14 protein-coding genes are annotated in these 15,466 nt (G+C 71.9%); 3 read left to right on the forward strand and 11 right to left on the reverse strand.

Annotation, left to right across the window (positions count from 1 at the left end):
• Positions 1-193 precede the first annotated feature (193 nt).
• A complete protein-coding gene (locus AB0C82_RS13620) occupies positions 194-400 on the reverse strand; it encodes a hypothetical protein (RefSeq protein WP_073729377.1) in 207 nt (68 codons plus the stop codon).
• 187 nt (positions 401-587) lie between these two features.
• Positions 588-845, reverse strand: coding sequence for a hypothetical protein (locus tag AB0C82_RS13625; protein WP_362840270.1), 258 nt, complete (start codon positions 843-845; stop codon positions 588-590).
• Positions 846-1,050: 205 nt separating this feature from the next.
• Here AB0C82_RS13625 and AB0C82_RS13630 point away from each other — a divergent pair, with 205 nt between their 5' ends.
• Complete coding sequence (locus tag AB0C82_RS13630) at positions 1,051-2,364, forward strand: serine/threonine-protein kinase (protein ID WP_362840272.1); 1,314 nt, start codon at positions 1,051-1,053, stop codon at positions 2,362-2,364.
• Between the two features lie 10 nt (positions 2,365-2,374).
• Here the strand turns inward: AB0C82_RS13630 and AB0C82_RS13635 are convergent, their stop codons facing one another.
• The 8 genes from AB0C82_RS13635 to AB0C82_RS13670 form a co-directional block, all read right to left on the reverse strand.
• Positions 2,375-3,193, reverse strand: a complete 819-nt coding sequence (locus AB0C82_RS13635) for an RNA methyltransferase (protein ID WP_362840275.1) — start codon at positions 3,191-3,193, stop codon at positions 2,375-2,377.
• A gap of 64 nt (positions 3,194-3,257) precedes the next feature.
• Positions 3,258-4,511: a uroporphyrinogen-III C-methyltransferase gene (cobA, locus tag AB0C82_RS13640; protein WP_362840277.1), complete on the reverse strand. Its 1,254-nt coding sequence runs from the start codon at positions 4,509-4,511 to the stop codon at positions 3,258-3,260.
• Between the two features lie 349 nt (positions 4,512-4,860).
• A complete protein-coding gene (gene cobT / locus AB0C82_RS13645) occupies positions 4,861-8,370 on the reverse strand; it encodes a nicotinate-nucleotide--dimethylbenzimidazole phosphoribosyltransferase (RefSeq protein WP_362840279.1) in 3,510 nt (1,169 codons plus the stop codon).
• 332 nt (positions 8,371-8,702) lie between these two features.
• Positions 8,703-9,941, reverse strand: a complete 1,239-nt coding sequence (gene cbiE / locus AB0C82_RS13650) for a precorrin-6y C5,15-methyltransferase (decarboxylating) subunit CbiE (RefSeq protein WP_362840282.1) — start codon at positions 9,939-9,941, stop codon at positions 8,703-8,705.
• A gap of 103 nt (positions 9,942-10,044) precedes the next feature.
• Positions 10,045-10,731: a GNAT family N-acetyltransferase gene (locus tag AB0C82_RS13655; protein WP_362840285.1), complete on the reverse strand. Its 687-nt coding sequence runs from the start codon at positions 10,729-10,731 to the stop codon at positions 10,045-10,047.
• 101 nt (positions 10,732-10,832) lie between these two features.
• Positions 10,833-11,699, reverse strand: a complete 867-nt coding sequence (locus AB0C82_RS13660; RefSeq protein WP_362840288.1) for a MetQ/NlpA family ABC transporter substrate-binding protein — start codon at positions 11,697-11,699, stop codon at positions 10,833-10,835.
• Between the two features lie 71 nt (positions 11,700-11,770).
• Positions 11,771-12,439 (reverse strand): methionine ABC transporter permease, encoded by a 669-nt coding sequence (locus tag AB0C82_RS13665; RefSeq protein ID WP_362840291.1) that lies wholly within the window; start codon positions 12,437-12,439, stop codon positions 11,771-11,773.
• The gene (locus AB0C82_RS13670; RefSeq protein ID WP_362840294.1) at positions 12,436-13,515 is read right to left on the reverse strand and encodes an ATP-binding cassette domain-containing protein; all 1,080 of its coding nucleotides are present in this window, start codon (positions 13,513-13,515) and stop codon (positions 12,436-12,438) included. The genes AB0C82_RS13665 and AB0C82_RS13670 overlap by 4 nt, the downstream gene beginning before the upstream one ends.
• Positions 13,516-14,122: 607 nt before the next feature.
• On the opposite strand from AB0C82_RS13670, the gene AB0C82_RS13675 reads away from it, so the two are divergent.
• Complete coding sequence (locus AB0C82_RS13675) at positions 14,123-14,482, forward strand: hypothetical protein (RefSeq protein ID WP_362840297.1); 360 nt, start codon at positions 14,123-14,125, stop codon at positions 14,480-14,482.
• A gap of 2 nt (positions 14,483-14,484) precedes the next feature.
• A complete protein-coding gene (locus AB0C82_RS13680) occupies positions 14,485-14,916 on the forward strand; it encodes a hypothetical protein (protein WP_362840300.1) in 432 nt (143 codons plus the stop codon).
• A gap of 21 nt (positions 14,917-14,937) precedes the next feature.
• On the opposite strand, the gene AB0C82_RS13685 is transcribed toward AB0C82_RS13680, so the two are convergent.
• Positions 14,938-15,441 (reverse strand): GNAT family N-acetyltransferase, encoded by a 504-nt coding sequence (locus tag AB0C82_RS13685; protein ID WP_362840303.1) that lies wholly within the window; start codon positions 15,439-15,441, stop codon positions 14,938-14,940.
• Between the last annotated feature and the right edge of the window lie 25 nt (positions 15,442-15,466).

Raw genomic sequence — 15,466 nt, forward strand, 5'->3', positions numbered from 1 at the left:
CCGGCGGTGACGGGTCCGGCCGGTCACCGGGCCCGGTGCACGAGCCTACGGGCCGGACGGGTCCGGACAGCGCGATGTCCGGCCAGCTCCCCAGCTGGCCGGACAAACGCTGCCGTCCGCCGCACCCCCGTCCCCACGGGGTTGTTGGCCGGATGTCCCGGTCCGGACCGCTCTTCCGGACCCGGGGCGCCGCTCAGCGCCCCAGCATCACGCCCACGGACGACGCCTGAGTGACCACCGCGTCCCAGCCGCCGAAGACGACTACGAGCAGGGCCGCCAGGGGAAGAACCATGGCCGTCGCCACCAGCGGGTGGCGCGTACCGGACGGACGCGCACCGAACGAGGCGTATGCCTTGCGTCCCTGCGTGCGGATCATGGTCCGCGTAGCCGTGTCCGACATGGTTCCTCTCCTGACCTGATGTGGAGCGGCGGGCGTGTGACCTCGGGGGACGAGTGCTCGCCTGCCGCTTGACCTCAACATTAGGTAACCCTGTGGCACGGGTCGTCATGCCCGCGTACCGATTGCCGGGCCTCCCGGAGGATGAGCTGTCGGTAGTCGGCGTACTCCCCTGGGTGGAGACGCGGCGCTACACCTTGGGGTCATCCCGGAGGGGACGCTCGGATGCGTCCTCCCTCGGAACCGGCTGTTCCACGAGTGCCAGCACTCTGGTCGCCATGAAGCGGGCGGTACGGACGACTGAACCGCTGCGCGTGACTTCACTCACTTCGACCACCCCCCTGCGGACAGCCGTTTCCACCCGGCGGCCGGCCCTGGAGGCCACCACCTCGTACGTCCTCGTCGTGTCTCCCGCGTCCACGACTATCTCCACGCGATCGCCCTTCACTGATCCAATCCCCCTTCTGCGACGGTCCATTGAGATCTCGCACGGGCCGGGGCGCCTGGATCCACCGCTCCCTGACCACTCCTCAAGTTTCCCACCCGGCACTGACAATCGATTCTCGGGCGAGGGCGCGGCCTCTGAGCGTGCCGGGCGGCGGGTACGTAAGCTGTGCCTCGTCAGGCGGACCAGGCAGCGGGGATGGGCAGACATGGCGATGATGCGGCTCCGGCGCGAGGACCCGCGTCTCGTCGGCTCGTTCAGGCTGCACCGGCGGCTGGGTGCGGGCGGCATGGGTGTCGTCTATCTGGGCTCGGACCGGCGGGGCCAGCGCGTGGCCCTCAAGGTGATCCGGCCGGATCTGGCGGAGGATCAGGAATTCCGGTCGCGTTTCGCGCGCGAGGTGTCGGCTGCCCGGAGGATTCGCGGCGGCTGTACGGCGCGCCTGGTGGCCGCCGACCTCGACGCCGACCGTCCGTGGTTCGCCACGCAGTACGTGCCTGGCCCCTCGCTCCACGACAAGGTCGCCGAGGAGGGGCCGCTGTCGGCCGCCGAGGTGGCCTCCATCGGTGCGGCGCTCTCCGAGGGACTGGTGGCCGTCCACGAGGCCGGTGTCGTACACCGTGACCTGAAGCCGTCGAACATCCTCCTCTCCCCCAAGGGTCCCCGGATCATCGACTTCGGTATCGCCTGGGCGACCGGGGCGAGCACGCTCACACACGTCGGCACGGCGGTGGGCTCACCCGGCTTCCTCGCGCCCGAGCAGGTGCGCGGCGCCGCCGTGACCCCCGCCACCGATGTCTTCTCCCTGGGAGCCACGCTGGCGTACGCGGCGATGGCCGATTCGCCGTTCGGACACGGCAGTTCCGAAGTGATGCTGTACCGCGTGGTCCACGAGGAGCCTCAGCTGTACGACGTGCACGACGCACTCGCTCCGCTGGTCCGCGCCTGCCTGGCCAAGGACCCCGAGGAGCGGCCGAGCACGCTGCAACTGTCCATGCGGCTCAAGGAGATCGCGGCGCGCGAGGCGCAGGGACTGCACGACAGCAGGCCGCCCGCGCAGCGGTCCGCACCTGACCCCGACCGGCCCACGGGCCGGATGGACGGCCCGTACACCGAGCAGCAGACCCGGCGTGCGGGCGACGGCGCCGAAGCGGCGTCCCGGCCGCAGGGGAAGCGGTCCGCTTCCTCCCGGTCCGCCGCGTCCAGGACCGGAGGCGGGCGGCCGCCCGCGGCGCGCAGTACGACGCGGTCGGGCAAGCGCCCGCAGGGGACGAACGGTACGCAGGGACGCCCGGGCACCCGGCCCGGCGCCCGGACCACCTCCACCGGACGGCGGCCCGCCAATCCGCGCCTGCTGCGGCAGCGGCTGGTCGTCTTCGTGGTCGTGACGTTGCTGGTGGCGCTGGGAATCGCGGCGGCCCAGGGGTGTCAGGGGCCCGCACGCGGGCTGGGTGACGACCGGCAGACGTCGGACCGGGCGTCCGCCGAGGCCGCGACCCAGTCGCAACGGGTTCAGCCGTAGGCGATTCCCGTCAGTTCCCGGGGCGCCCGGTCGCCACGGCGTAGAAGGCCACGGCGGCCGCCGCACCCACGTTGAGCGAGTCGACGCCGTGCGCCATGGGGATGCGGACCCATTCGTCGGCGGCCATGAGCGCCCGGGTCGAGAGCCCTTCGCCCTCCGCGCCGAGCATCAGCGCCACCCGCTCCAGCCGGTGGGGCGCGGCGTCGTCGATGCTCGACGCCTTCTCGTCCGGGGTGAGCGCGAGGAGCTTGAAGCCCGCCTCCCGTACGCCGTCCAGGCCCTTGGGCCACGTGTCGAGGCGTGCGTACGGGACGGAGAACACGGCGCCCATGGACACCTTGACGGAACGACGGTAGAGCGGGTCCGCGCAGTCGGGGGAGAGCAGCACCGCGTCCATGCCGAGGGCGGCGGCGCTCCGGAAGATCGCACCGATGTTGGTGTGGTCGTTGACCGACTCCATGACGACGACGCGCCGCGTGGAATGCAGGAGTTCGTCGGCCGTGGGCAGCGGTTTGCGCTGCATGGACGCGAGGGCGCCACGGTGCACGTGGTATCCGGTCACCCGCTCGGCGAGTTCGGGCGTCACGGCGTACACCGGGGCGGGCACCTCGTCGATGACGTCGCGCATCACGTCGACCCACTTGGCGGAGAGCAGCATGGACCGCATCTCGTACCCGGCGTGCCTGGCACGGCGGATGACCTTCTCGCCCTCGGCGATGAAGAGGCCCTCGGCGGGTTCGCGCCGACGCCGGAGTTCGACATCGGTCAGGCCGATGTAGTCGCGCAGGCGAGGGTCGTCGGGGTCGTCGATGGTGATGAGATCAGCCACAGGGTGATACTGCCTTGTCCGGTGTGAGGTGCCAACGGCTCGGATGAAGATCCATGGCCGCCTGTCACTCGGCGGGGACCACTACGGGGCCGGGGCCGACGTCGACGACGTCTCCGATGACGATCACCGCCGGCGGGCGTACGTCCTCGGTGACGGCCCGTTCGCCGACGGTCGCGAGGGTGGCGTCGACCCGGCGCTGGGCCGCCGTGGTGCCCTCCTGGACCAGGGCGACGGGGGTGTCGGGGGACTTGCCGTGGGCGATGAGCGCGGCGGCGATGGAGCCGATCTTGTCGACCGCCATCAGGAGGACGAGGGTGCCGCGCAGCTGCGCGAGCGCCGCCCAGTCGACCAGGGAACGCGGGTCTTCGGGGCCCACGTGACCGCTGACCACGGTGAACTCGTGGGCGACGCCTCGGTGGGTGACGGGGATGCCCGCGGCGCTCGGGACCGAGATGGAGCTGGAGATGCCGGGCACGACCGTGCAGGGGATCCCCTCCGCGGCCAGTGCCTGCGCCTCCTCCATGCCCCGTCCGAAGACGAACGGGTCGCCGCCCTTGAGACGGACGACGGCTTTGCCCGCCTTGGCGTGCTCGATCAGCGCCTGGTTGATCGCCTCCTGCGCCATGAAGCGGCCGTACGGGATCTTGGCGGCGTCGATCACCTCGACGTGCGGCGGGAGCTCGTCGAGCAGGTCGCGGGGGCCGAGGCGGTCGGCGATGACGACGTCGGCCTCGGCGAGGAGGCGGCGGCCGCGGACCGTGATCAGGTCGGGGTCACCTGGACCACCGCCGACGAGTGAGACGCCCGGGGTGTGCGTGCGGTGGTGCGGGGCGGCGAGGGTGCCGTCGCGCAGGCCCTCGACGATGGCGTCGCGCACCGCGGCGGAGTGGCGCGGGTCGCGGCCCTGGGAGGTGGTGGTGAGCACGGCGACGGTGACGCCTTCGCTGCGGCCGGTCGCCGGGGTCCAGGCGGTGGCGGCCTCGGCGTCGTCACTGCGGACGCACCAGGTACGGGTGCGCTCGGCCTCGGCGGACGCGGCGTCGTTCGCGGCGGCGTCGGTGGAGGCGATGAGGGCGTACCAGGTGTCGGTGAGGTCGCCGTCCTGGTAGCGGCGGCGCTCCCAGCGGATCTCTCCGGCGTCGGCCATGGCCTCTACGGAGGGGGTCGCGGACGGGGAGACCAGGGTGATGTCGGCGCCGGCCGCGATGAGTGCGGGAAGGCGGCGCTGCGCGACCTGTCCGCCGCCGACGACGACTACGCGGCGCCCACGCAGGCGCAGTCCGACGGGGTAGGCGGGGTGCTCGGCGTGCTCGGCCATGGCTGTGCGGGCTCCTCGGGCAGGGTGCGGTGCAGTGCGTGTGCGTACGCAGTGCGGGTGCACTGCGGTGCAGGTGCGGTGTGCTGCGGGCCGCTGCGGCGGTGGAGCGGCTGTGACGTGCGGGTTCTGGGGTGGTGAGGCGTGGGACCACGATACGGGGTGTGGGGGTGGGGCTCCGGTCGTGCGGGCGGAGTGGGTGCGGGGATGGGGCGGGCCTGTTCCCCTACCCGCCCCATCCCGTGACCGGGGCTCCGCCCGGGACCCCGCTCCTCGGACGCCGCGGAAGTGCCCGGAACCGGTCGCCCTGGTCGCCGGGCGGGCTGTGGTGCAGTCCGCCCGGCGCAAGGTGCTACTTCTCCGTCACGCCGGCCGAGTCGAACGTCGCCACCTCGTGCATCGCGCGGGCCGCGCTCTGCACGATGGGGAGCGCGAGAAGCGCTCCCGTGCCCTCGCCCAGGCGCAGGTCCAGGTCGACCAGGGGGCGCAGGCCCAGCTTGTTCAGGGCCGCGACGTGGCCCGGCTCCGCGCTGCGGTGGCCGGCGATGCAGGCGGCCAGGGCCTCCGGGGCGATCGCCCTGGCGACCAGTGCCGCCGCTCCCGCGCTCACGCCGTCCAGGATGACGGGAGTGCGCAGCGAGGCACCGCCCAGCAGGAACCCGGCCATCGCCGCGTGCTCCAGTCCGCCGACCGCGGCCAGTACGCCGATGGGATCGGACGGGTCGGGCTGGTGGAGGTCGAGGGCGCGGCGGACCACGTCGACCTTGCGGGCGTGCATCTCGTCGTTGATACCGGTGCCGCGACCGGTCACCTCGGCCGGGTCGCTCCCCGTGTACACGCAGATCAGCGCCGCGGAAGCCGTCGTGTTGGCGATGCCCATCTCGCCGGTGAGCAGGCCCTTGTTGCCCGCCGCCACGAGGTCGCGGGCCGTCTCGATACCCACCTCGATGGCGGCCAGGACCTCCTCGCGGCTCAGGGCCGGGCCGGTCGTGAAGTCGGCCGTCCCCGCACGGACCTTCCGGGGAAGGAGACCGGGCGTCGCGGGCAGGTCGGTGGCGACGCCGACGTCGACCACGCACACCTCGGCGCCCACCTGGGCTGCGAAGGCGTTGCACACGGCTCCGCCACCGAGGAAGTTCGCGACCATCTGGGCGGTGACTTCCTGCGGCCAGGCCGTGACGCCCTGGGCGTGCACCCCGTGGTCGCCGGCGAAGATCGCGACGGCCGCGGGCTCGGGGATCGGCGGCGGGCACATCCGGGAGAGCCCGGACAGCTGCGCGGAGATGATCTCCAGCATTCCGAGGGCGCCCGCCGGTTTGGTCATCCGCTTCTGGCGTTCCCACGCCTCGCCGAGCGCCTTGGCGTCCAGCGGGCGGATGTTGGAGATGGTCTCCTGCAGCAGGTCGTGCGGCTCCTCGCCGGGCAGGGCGCGACGGCCGTACGTCTCCTCGTGCACGACCCACGACAGGGGGCGTCGCTTGGACCAGCCCGCCTGCATCAGCTCGGGCTCCTCGGGGAACTCGTCGACGTAACCGACGCACAGGTACGCCACGACCTCCAGGTGCTCGGGGAGACCGAGGGCGCGGACCATCTCGCGCTCGTCGAAGAAGCTGACCCAGCCCACACCGAGGCCCTCGGCCCTGGCCGCGAGCCAGAGGTTCTCCACGGCCAGGGCCGAGGAGTAGGGGGCCATCTGCGGCTGGGTGTGCCTGCCGAGCGTGTGGCGGCCACCGCGCGTCGGGTCGGCGGTGACGACGATGTTCACCGGGGTGTCGAGGATGGCCTCGATCTTCATTTCCTTGAACTGCTTGGCACGGCCCTTGGGAAGCGACTGGGCGTACGCCTCGCGCTGGCTCTGTGCCAGTTCGTGCATGGAACGCCGGGTCTCCGCCGAGCGGATGACGACGAAGTCCCAGGGCTGCGAGTGGCCCACGCTGGGCGCCGTGTGAGCGGCCTCCAGCACGCGGAGCAGCACCTCGTGCGGGATCGGGTCGCTGCGGAAGCCGTTACGGATGTCGCGGCGCTCGCGCATGACACGGAGCACCGCCTCGCGCTCGGCGTCGTCGTAGGCGGGGGCCGGCGGGGAAAGGGGGGCGGGTTCGGGTTCGGGGACGAACTCGGCGGTCTCCTCGGCCGGCTGGAGCTCCTCGGTCGCGTCGACCTCATCGGTCGTGGGGAGCTGATCGGTCGTAGGGAGCTCTTCGGGAGCCTCGGGGGCCTCCGCCGCCGCTGCCACCGGTGCGGCTTCCTCGGTGGGGAACTCGGCCGCAGGTGCCGCCGGGGCGGCGGTCTCCGCAGGTGACGCCGTCTGTTCCGGCGTCTCGATGATCTCGGGGCCGGTGACGGGCTCCGGTCCCGCCTCGAATGCGGGCTCAAGCACCTCGGCCGGTTCCGGTTCCGGTTCCGCGATCGGTGCGGGTTCGGCCGTCGCGGTCGGCTCGACGACCGATTCGGGCGCCGGCACCGGAACCGTATCGGCCACAGCTACGACAGGTTCGGGCGTGGCCGGAAGCTCCGGCTCCGGCTGGGCCTCGGCCACGGGCTCGGGTACCGGGGCGGGGGCCACGGCCTCCGGCTGCGCCAGCTGCTCGGCCACGGGTGCCGCCTCGGTGGCAACGGGCTGCTCGGGGGCCACTGTGGGCGCCAGGTGCGGCGCCGAGGGTACGGAGCCGTCCACCGCCACGAACCGGCCCAGGGTGTCGCCCTCGGCCACGGGGGCCGGGGCCGGGTCGGCGGCCGCCGCGGCGGCCGCGGTGGCGAAAGGAGCGTGTTCGGTAGCGGGGATGACGGGGGGCGCCACTTCGGCAGCCGCCGCCTCGGCGGGGGCGGCAGGCGCATCGGCCACCGGGGTCTCCACGATCGCGGCCTCGGCGACCTGAGCCACGACGGGCGCCACGGCCGGTTCGGGCAGAGGCTCCGCCACCGGCTCGGGGACGACCGTTTCTGCTGGGGCGACGGGGGCGACGGGGGCAGCCGGGGCCACGGGGGCCACCGGGGCGGCCTGCTCGGCCACGGCTTCGACCGGGGCAACCTCGTGCTCCTGGGCCGTCCCCTCGGGCTCAGATGCCTGCGCTGCGACGGGCTGCTGGGGCTCGGCCGTCCACGGGCCGGGGGCCTGCGGCGGGATCTCGCTCAGCTGCGGACCCGCCTGCGGGGCCTCCGCGGCCGGCTGGTCGAAAGCCGGCTGGTCGAAGTATTCGGGGCCCGGCGTCGGCGGGCTCGCGTGCCGCGCCGGCGCGGGCGCCTGGGGTGGCGCCGTGGGGCCGCGATCGGCCAGCGAGCGGACCACTCCCCCGCTCGGCGTGCCGCCACTCGGCGTACTGCCGAAGGACGGTGCCTCGGTGGAGGCGGGGCCCCGGTGCAGCGGGCGGCGGGTGGGGGCGGCAGCGGCCTGGGCGCCCACCTGGACCGGCACGGGGGCCTGGAACTGGGCGGGGGCGGCGGCCGGTACGGGCGCCGGGACGCGTACCCCGTTGAGGTCGACGGAACCGGTGTCGCGGCCGCCGGACTCGTGCGTGCCCGCGACCTGCTCGGCCGGCTGCGCGGCCTGGACCTGGTGGCCGTACGCGTAGTCCTGCGGGGGCGCCTGAGCGGCGGTCTGCGCCGGGGCCTGCGCGTAGGACTGCGGCTGGTACACGGCCTGCTCGGGCGCCGGTGCGTACGCCGCCTGCTCGGCCGGGGCCGACTGCGGGTCGCTCCAGGCGCCCTGGGAAGTGGGCATCAGGAGAAGGTCGTCGTCCTCGGGTGCGTGCGCGGAGGGATCGAGGAAGGTGTAGGCGTCCGGGGCGGGTACGCCCGGCTGCTCCACCATGCCTGCGTTCTCCGGCAGTCCCTCGCCCGGGATCTGGCCGGTGTCAGTCATGCGTACCCCTCGCCCATCGTCAGTGCTCCTTCGGCCCTTCGCCCGGGGCGCCCGAACCACGGCACGCCGGTGCTCGTCAACAAGAACGAGCGGGCTCGCCGCGCGGCACGAATCGCCCGCGGAGATACACATTCTCGCGGCCGTTCGCCGCCGCGCCAGCCACTTCTGCCACGGCTCGCTGTGGACTGCGCCACGTTGCGCGTCCCCCGGTCATGCCGTACCACAGCCGGGACCAAAACAGTCCCCTTTTCCGGACATTGACGAACGAAGCGACGAACGGCCGGGCGCGGTACAACGATCGGCCAGCCTACCTCCCGTCGTCTGCGACCGGGTCAGGGGGCGAGGTCCGAACGCACGCCGGAGAGCAGGAAGACGACAGAACGTTCGCGCTCCGACCAGGCGGACGTGTCGAGTTCGACGGTCTGGAGGAGGGCGCAGTCGATCCGGTATCCGTTCGCCGCGAGCGCGCCGCCGAGCGCTTCCGCCTCGTCCCGGGTGGAGGCGTGCGTGACGATGCGTTCGGGGCGGCGGTCCGCCACGGCGGTGACGACGGGGACGCCGCCGCCTCCGATCCGTACGACGTCGGGTTCGGGCAGGCGTTCCAGGACGTGCGGGGCCCGGCCCTGGACGACCTGGACCGGAACGCCGAAGGCGCGGGCCGCGGCTGTCGTGCGGGCGCAGGCCGCCGGGTCGCTGTCCACGGCCAGGACGGCCGCGCCGAAGCGGGCCGCCTCGACGGCGAGGGCGCCGCTGCCGGATCCGATGTCCCAGACGAGGTCGCCGGTGCGCGGGCCGAGACGGGCCAACTGGGCGGCGCGCAGGCCGGGGAACTCGCCCTCACCTGTCTCCGCCACGGGTTCCGCCGCCCCGTCGCGGTAGGCGTCGGCGGGCAGCGCCCAGCCGCGTACGCCCTGGGGGTACGCGGGTGGGCGGCCGGCGATCCAGGCGCCGCCGGCGGTGGCCTCGGGGCCACCGCCGATGACGATGACGACGTTGGGATCGCGCCAGGTGTGGTCGGCGGCCTTGTCGGACGTGAGGACGGTGACCTGTTCGCTGCCGGTGCCGAGTTCCTCGCAGATCACGAAGGTGCGGTGCACCCCGTCGAGGAGGAGGGCGAGTTCGGCGGGGCCCGCACCGGGCGAGGTGAGGACGGCGACCTTGTGGTGGGCGCGGCAGACGTTGACGGCGCGGCGCAGGGTGCGGGGGTGGGCGACGACGACCTGGGCGTCGTCCCACGGCATCCCGGCACGGGCGAAGGCGGCGGCGACGGAGGAGACGGCGGGGACGACTTCGACCTCCAGGCCGTGCTCGGGTGCGTGGAGGGTGCGTACGACGCCGAAGAAGCCGGGGTCGCCGTCGGCGAGGACCACGGCGCTGCCCCGGTGGCCGGCGATCCTGCGGGCGGCGAGGTCCACGCTGCCGAGACGGATGCGTTCGGCGCGTTCGGGGACTTCGGGGAGGGCGAGGTGGTGCGCGGCACCGGCGACGAGCGTGGCGGCCGAGAGGGCGGCGGTGGCGGCCCTGCTCAGAGGTGAGCCGTCCCAGCCGATCACCGTGACCCGGTCGGCCATCGTCGTCAGTCTCCTGGATGTCGCGGGGCGTGGCTGCCCGGGGGTGGCGGGCACGGTGAGATTACCTGGTCCGTACCTGGCCGGGTCCGGCGGCTTCTCGTTGTCAGTTCCAGTCGTTGTAGCTGCCGTAGCCGCCGGCGTCGGCGAGCTGCTCGGCGACCCCTTCGAGGTCCTCGGGGAGCAGGCCCCAGACGATCAGGTCGGTCCTGATGTCGGTCCAGCCGCCGTCGGTGCCGTTCTCGGTCCGCGTACGCGCTATCCGTGCGTTGCGCAGGACGCCTTCGCTGATGCAGCCCAGTTTCTGGGCGACCTGCTGCGATGCGGTGTTGTCGGCGGGGGTGCGCAGCTCGATGCGTTCGAACCGCTGGTCGCGGAAGAGCCATTCGGCGAGGGCCAGCACGGACTCGGTGGCGTATCCCTCGCCGCGTGCCCAGGGCGCCGTGATGTAGCGGACCTCGGTCGCGAGGGTGCGCCAGTCGGTGTTGAGGAGCCGGACGGATCCGACGAGGCGCTGGGTGAGGAATTCGGTGACGGCGAAGACGATGCCGCTGCCCTGGGTCCGCTCGCCGGGAGCGATCCTGCGCACCCACCGTTCGGCGTCGACCTGGGTGTAGGGGTGGGGGCTCTCGGTCCATGCGGTGACGAGTTCGTCGTTCATCATCTCGATGTACGCGGGCACGTCGGCCATGTCGAAGGGGCGCAGCACCAATCTGTCCGTGCTGATGGAGATGGACGGAAAGGTGGTAGTCATGCGCAGCTCCATGCCGAAGACCGTGTAAAGGCACAGCATGCAGCATCTGCCCGGCGTTGCGCATGGCCGGGTCGGTACGGCGGAGCCCCGCACACCCGGTGGGGGTGTGCGGGGCTCGGCGAGCAAGTGCCGTCCGGGTGTCAGGACTTGGCGGGGGCACCGAAGGCGGGGACGATCGAGCCCTGGTAGGTGTCCTCGATGAACTTCTTGACCTCGTCGGAGTTCAGGAGCTTCGCGAGCTTCTGGACACGGGCGTCCTTCTCGTTGCCTTCCTTGACGGCGAGGAAGTTGGCGTACGGGTTGTCCTCGGCCGCTTCCAGGACGAGGGAGTCCTTGCCGGGCTTGAGGTCGGCCTCGATGGCGTAGTTGCCGTTGATGACGGCGGCGTCCACGTCGCTCAGGGCGCGCGGCACGGTCGCGGCCTCCAGCTCCTTGAACTCCAGGCCCTTCTTGTCCGTGATGTCGCTGAGCTTGGCGCTGGTGCCGACACCGGGCTTGAGGGTGATCAGGCCGTTCTCGGCGAGGAGCTGGAGGGCGCGGCCCTCGTTGGTGGTGTCGTTCGGAACGGCGATGGTCTGGCCGGACTTGATGTCCTTGATGTCCTTGACGCTCTCGGAGTACAGGCCGAGGGGTTCCAGGTGCACGTTGACGACCGGGACGATGTGGGTGTCGTTCTGCTTGTTGAAGTCGTCCAGGTACGGCTTGTGCTGGAAGAAGTTGCCGTCGACCTGGCCGGTCTCGGTCGCGGTGTTCGGCAGGACGTAGTCCGTGAACTCCCTGACCTCCAGCTTGAGGCCCGCCTTGTCGGCCAGGTTCTCCTTGACGAAGTTCAGGATGTCGCCGTGCGGCGTCGGGGACGCGGCGATGACGAGCGCCTTGGAGGTGTCGGCCTTGGAGCCGGTCCCGCTCTTGGCCGCCGGGTCGGAGTCCGTACCGCAGGCGCTGAGGCCGAGGGCCAGGGCGGCGGTGGCGGCGGCAGCTGCGGTGATCTTGATGTTCTTACGCACGAAGAGTGCCTCTTTCGGTGGAGAAGGTGGAGCGCCCGGACAAGGAGTTCGGGCTTGGTGGGGAGGAAAGCTCAGGTGGTGCGGCCCCGGCGGGCGAGGAGGCGTACGGCCCCGTCGCCGATCAGCTGGACCACGGTGACGATGACGACCAGGAGCACGACGGTGACGAGCATGAACTGGTTGTCGAAGCGCTGGAATCCGTAGGTGACGGCCTTGGAGCCGAGTCCTTCGCCGCCGACCGCGCCGGCCATCGCGGAGTAACCGATGAGCACGATGACGGTGGTCGTGATGCCCGAGACCAGCGAGGGCAGGGCCTGCGGGAGGAGGACCTTGCGGACGATGGTCGGGATGGACCCGCCCATCGACTGGACGGCTTCGACGAGGCCGTGGTCGACCTCGCGGATCGCCGTCTCGACGAGTCGGGCGAAGAAGGGGACCGCACCGACGGCGAGCGGGACGATCATCGCCGTGGGGCCGATGAACGTGCCGACGACCCAGGTGGTGAAGGGGATCAGCGCGATCAGCAGGATGATGAAGGGCAGCGAACGGCCGATGTTCACGATCACGCCGATGACCTTGTTGACCGGGGTGTTCGCGAGCAGTCCGCCCTTGTCCGTGAGGACCAGCAGGACACCGAGCGGCAGGCCCGCCAGGACGGTGACGAGCGCGGACCACAGCACCATGTAGAGGGTGTCGACGGTGCCCTGGGTCAGCAGTGGCTGCATTTCGGACCAGGTCACTTGACGGCCTCCTTGGCGAGCGGGGCGGGCTTGGTGAGCGGGGAGGGGGTCTGGGCGGGCACCCCGGGGGCGTCGGACTCCACGACCTCGGCCTGGAGGCCCTGCTCGCGGAGGAAGCCGATGGGGACGACGTTCTCCTCGAAGCGGCCGGGGAGCTCGATGCGCATCCGGCCGATCTGGTTGCCGCCGACGGTGTCCATGGCGGCGCCGAGGATCGAGATGTCGATGTTGTACGTACGGGAGAGCTGGGAGATCACCGGCCGGCCGGCGGCCTCGCCGTGGAAGGTGACGTCGACGACCGTGCTGTCCGGGCCGGATGCCGTGCCGCCGACGGGGAACAGCTCGTGGGCCAGCTCGGAGCCGGGGGTGGCGAGGAGCTCCCGGACGGTGCCGGACTCGATGACCCGTCCGCCGCGCATCAGCGCGGCCGAGTCGCAGACCGTCTTGACGACGTCCATCTCGTGCGTGATGAGCAGGACGGTCAGGCCGAGCTGCCGGTTGAGGTCGCGCAGCAGCTGGAGCACCGAGCGGGTGGTCTCCGGGTCCAGTGCGGAGGTCGCCTCGTCGGAGAGCAGCACCTTGGGGTCGCCGGCGAGGGCGCGGGCGATGCCGACGCGCTGCTTCTGGCCTCCGGAGAGCTGTCCGGGGTAGGCCTTCGCCTTGTCGGAGAGCCCGACGAGGTCGAGCAGTTCCGAGGCCTTGCGGGCGCGCTCGCGGCCGGAGACGCCGAGGATCTCCAGGGGGAGCTCCACGTTGTCCTGGACGGTGCGGGAGGCCAGCAGGTTGAAGTGCTGGAAGACCATGCCGATGCGGCTGCGTGCCGCCCGGAGCTCCTTGCCGGCACGCGGGCCGCGGCCCGCGAGTGCGGTGAGGTCCTGGCCGGCGACGGTCACGGTGCCGGAGGTGGGTCGTTCCAGCAGGTTGACGCAGCGGATCAGGGAGGACTTCCCGGCGCCGCTCTGTCCGATGACGCCGTACACCTCACCCTCGCGGACGTGCAGGTCGACGCCGTCGAGGGCGGTGACCTCTCGGCCGCGCGACTGGTAGACCTTCGTGAGGCCCGTAGTGGTGATCACAGGGTTTCCGTCACTGTCGAGTGCGCGGCGCGGTGTCCGCCGGGCACGGGGCGTTCGTCTGATGAGAGCGTTCGCGGTGGGTGGACCGGACGGGTCTCGGCGCAGCTGATCGCGGCGGACGGCCGGAAGGCAGCGCATGGGGCAGCCACGTTCCGCTGGGTGGCGGAGGTACGGGCTCGGTCTCGCTTCGGGGCGTGAGACTCAGGCGGGGGCCCTCAGAAGGCGCGCATTCGACACATACAACGAGCACCGGGCGTGGTGATCGCCTCGGTCGCAGGGATGCGGCAGCTCGTCGTGGTCATGGGTGAAGTAAAACAGACATGGCGCCGCCGGCGATCAGCCTGTCCGGATAGCGGACAAGCGTGGATGCTCGCTCCGGCCGCTGGGCCGAGCGGCGTGAGATTCCGGCGGCAGGGCTGTGACCTGCACCGACAGAGGAAAAGGAACGCGGCTGAGCGGGTCCGGTCCTGGCGGGTGGCGGGCCGCCTCTGTGGCCAAGGCCACGATCTTGGCCACGATCACGGTCCTCGGCCTTCCGGAGGTCCCGGCCCCGGGCCCGGAGGGGGCTCCGCGCGGGGGCCCGTCCGGTACGTAATACCCTCGCTTCATGCTTGTCGCCCTGACGGTCGCGGTCGCCGTGTCCGCGCTCGCCCTCGCCGCCTGGTGCGGATTCGCCGCTTTCCGGGACCAGCCGACGAAGGACTGGCACTTCATCGGAATGGCCGTCGTCTCCCTGCTGGCGCTGGCGCAGCTGGTCGTGGGCATCGTGCAGCTGGCCCTCGGCGAGCGGCCCGAGCAGGGGATGACGGTCTTCATCGCCTATCTCATCGGCGCCTTCGCCGCCGTGCCCGCGGCCGGTTTCCTGTCACTGACGGAGCGGACCCGCTGGGGTTCGGTGACGGTGGCGGCCGGGGCGGTCGTGCTGGCCGTCCTGGAAGTACGGCTCTACGACATCTGGGGAAGCTGACCGTGACCGACACCGAGCGCACCACCGAGGTTCCCCGCAAGCAGCCGTTCGAGCTCGGCACCGGGCCGGGGCGCGTACTGGTCTGGTTCTACGGGGTGTTCACCGTGGCCGCCGCCTCCCGGTCGGTCGTCCAGATGATCCTGGACTTCGACAGGGCGCCGCTGGCGTACGTGCTGTCCGCCGTCGCGGCCGTCGTGTACGGCTTCATCACGTACTCGCTGGTGCGCGGCGGGGAGAAGGCACGCAGGGCGGCGCTGGTGTGCTGCGCCGCCGAGCTCGTGGGCGTGCTCGTCGTCGGTACGTGGACGATGGTGGAACCGTCGGCCTTCCCCGACGCCACCGTCTGGTCGGACTTCGGTACGGGCTACCTGCTCATCCCGGTGATCCTGCCGGTCACCGGGATGATCTGGCTGCGACGCGCGAAGCGCGCGTAACGACCCCCGTGCGGCGGCCTGTCAGGCGCTCGCCACGTAGGCAGGTGCGGCGGCGTCCTTCTCCAGCAGGATCAGCCGGACGCCGTCCTGCCCGGTGGTGTCCCCCACCCGTGCGTAGCCCTCCCTGCGGTACAGCCGCAGGTTGCCCTCGCTCCGGTGTCCCGTGTGGATACGGAAGCGGGTGGTCGCGCGGCCTGCCGTGAGGCCCGATTCCGCGGCGCGCAGCAGACGGGCGCCGAGGCCGTGTCCCTGGAGCCTGGGATGGACGCAGAGCTTGGCGATCTGCCCGGTGCCGTCGGGGCCGGTGAAACCGCGTACCGAACCCACGACTTCGTCGCCGAGCCTGGCCACGAACACGAGGTCCGTGTCGACTTCCGCGCGTACCGAGTCGAGGGTCTGCACGAGCGGGTCGATCCGGTAGTTGCCATAGAGCTCCGCCTCGCTCTGGAAACAGAGGTATCGGAGTTTGAATATCTGCTCGGCGTCCTGTGTGTCCGCCGCCGAGATGGTCACGCTCATGCCCATGTGTGCATGCCTCCCGCTCACCTGA

It is taken from the genome of Streptomyces sp. NPDC048560, assembly GCF_040650955.1.
Lineage (GTDB): Bacteria > Actinomycetota > Actinomycetes > Streptomycetales > Streptomycetaceae > Streptomyces.

Excerpts from the sequence above, each read along its gene's own strand:
- AB0C82_RS13620 (WP_073729377.1), bottom strand. The coding sequence starts at position 400 with ATGTCGGACACGGCTACGCGGACCATGATCCGCACGCAGGGACGCAAG.
- AB0C82_RS13630 (WP_362840272.1), top strand. The coding sequence starts at position 1,051 with ATGGCGATGATGCGGCTCCGGCGCGAGGACCCGCGTCTCGTCGGCTCG.
- cobA (WP_362840277.1), bottom strand. The coding sequence starts at position 4,511 with ATGGCCGAGCACGCCGAGCACCCCGCCTACCCCGTCGGACTGCGCCTG.
- cobT (WP_362840279.1), bottom strand. The coding sequence starts at position 8,370 with ATGACTGACACCGGCCAGATCCCGGGCGAGGGACTGCCGGAGAACGCA.
- cbiE (WP_362840282.1), bottom strand. The coding sequence starts at position 9,941 with ATGGCCGACCGGGTCACGGTGATCGGCTGGGACGGCTCACCTCTGAGC.
- AB0C82_RS13655 (WP_362840285.1), bottom strand. The coding sequence starts at position 10,731 with ATGCTGTGCCTTTACACGGTCTTCGGCATGGAGCTGCGCATGACTACC.
- AB0C82_RS13675 (WP_362840297.1), top strand. The coding sequence starts at position 14,123 with ATGCTTGTCGCCCTGACGGTCGCGGTCGCCGTGTCCGCGCTCGCCCTC.
- AB0C82_RS13685 (WP_362840303.1), bottom strand. The coding sequence starts at position 15,441 with ATGGGCATGAGCGTGACCATCTCGGCGGCGGACACACAGGACGCCGAG.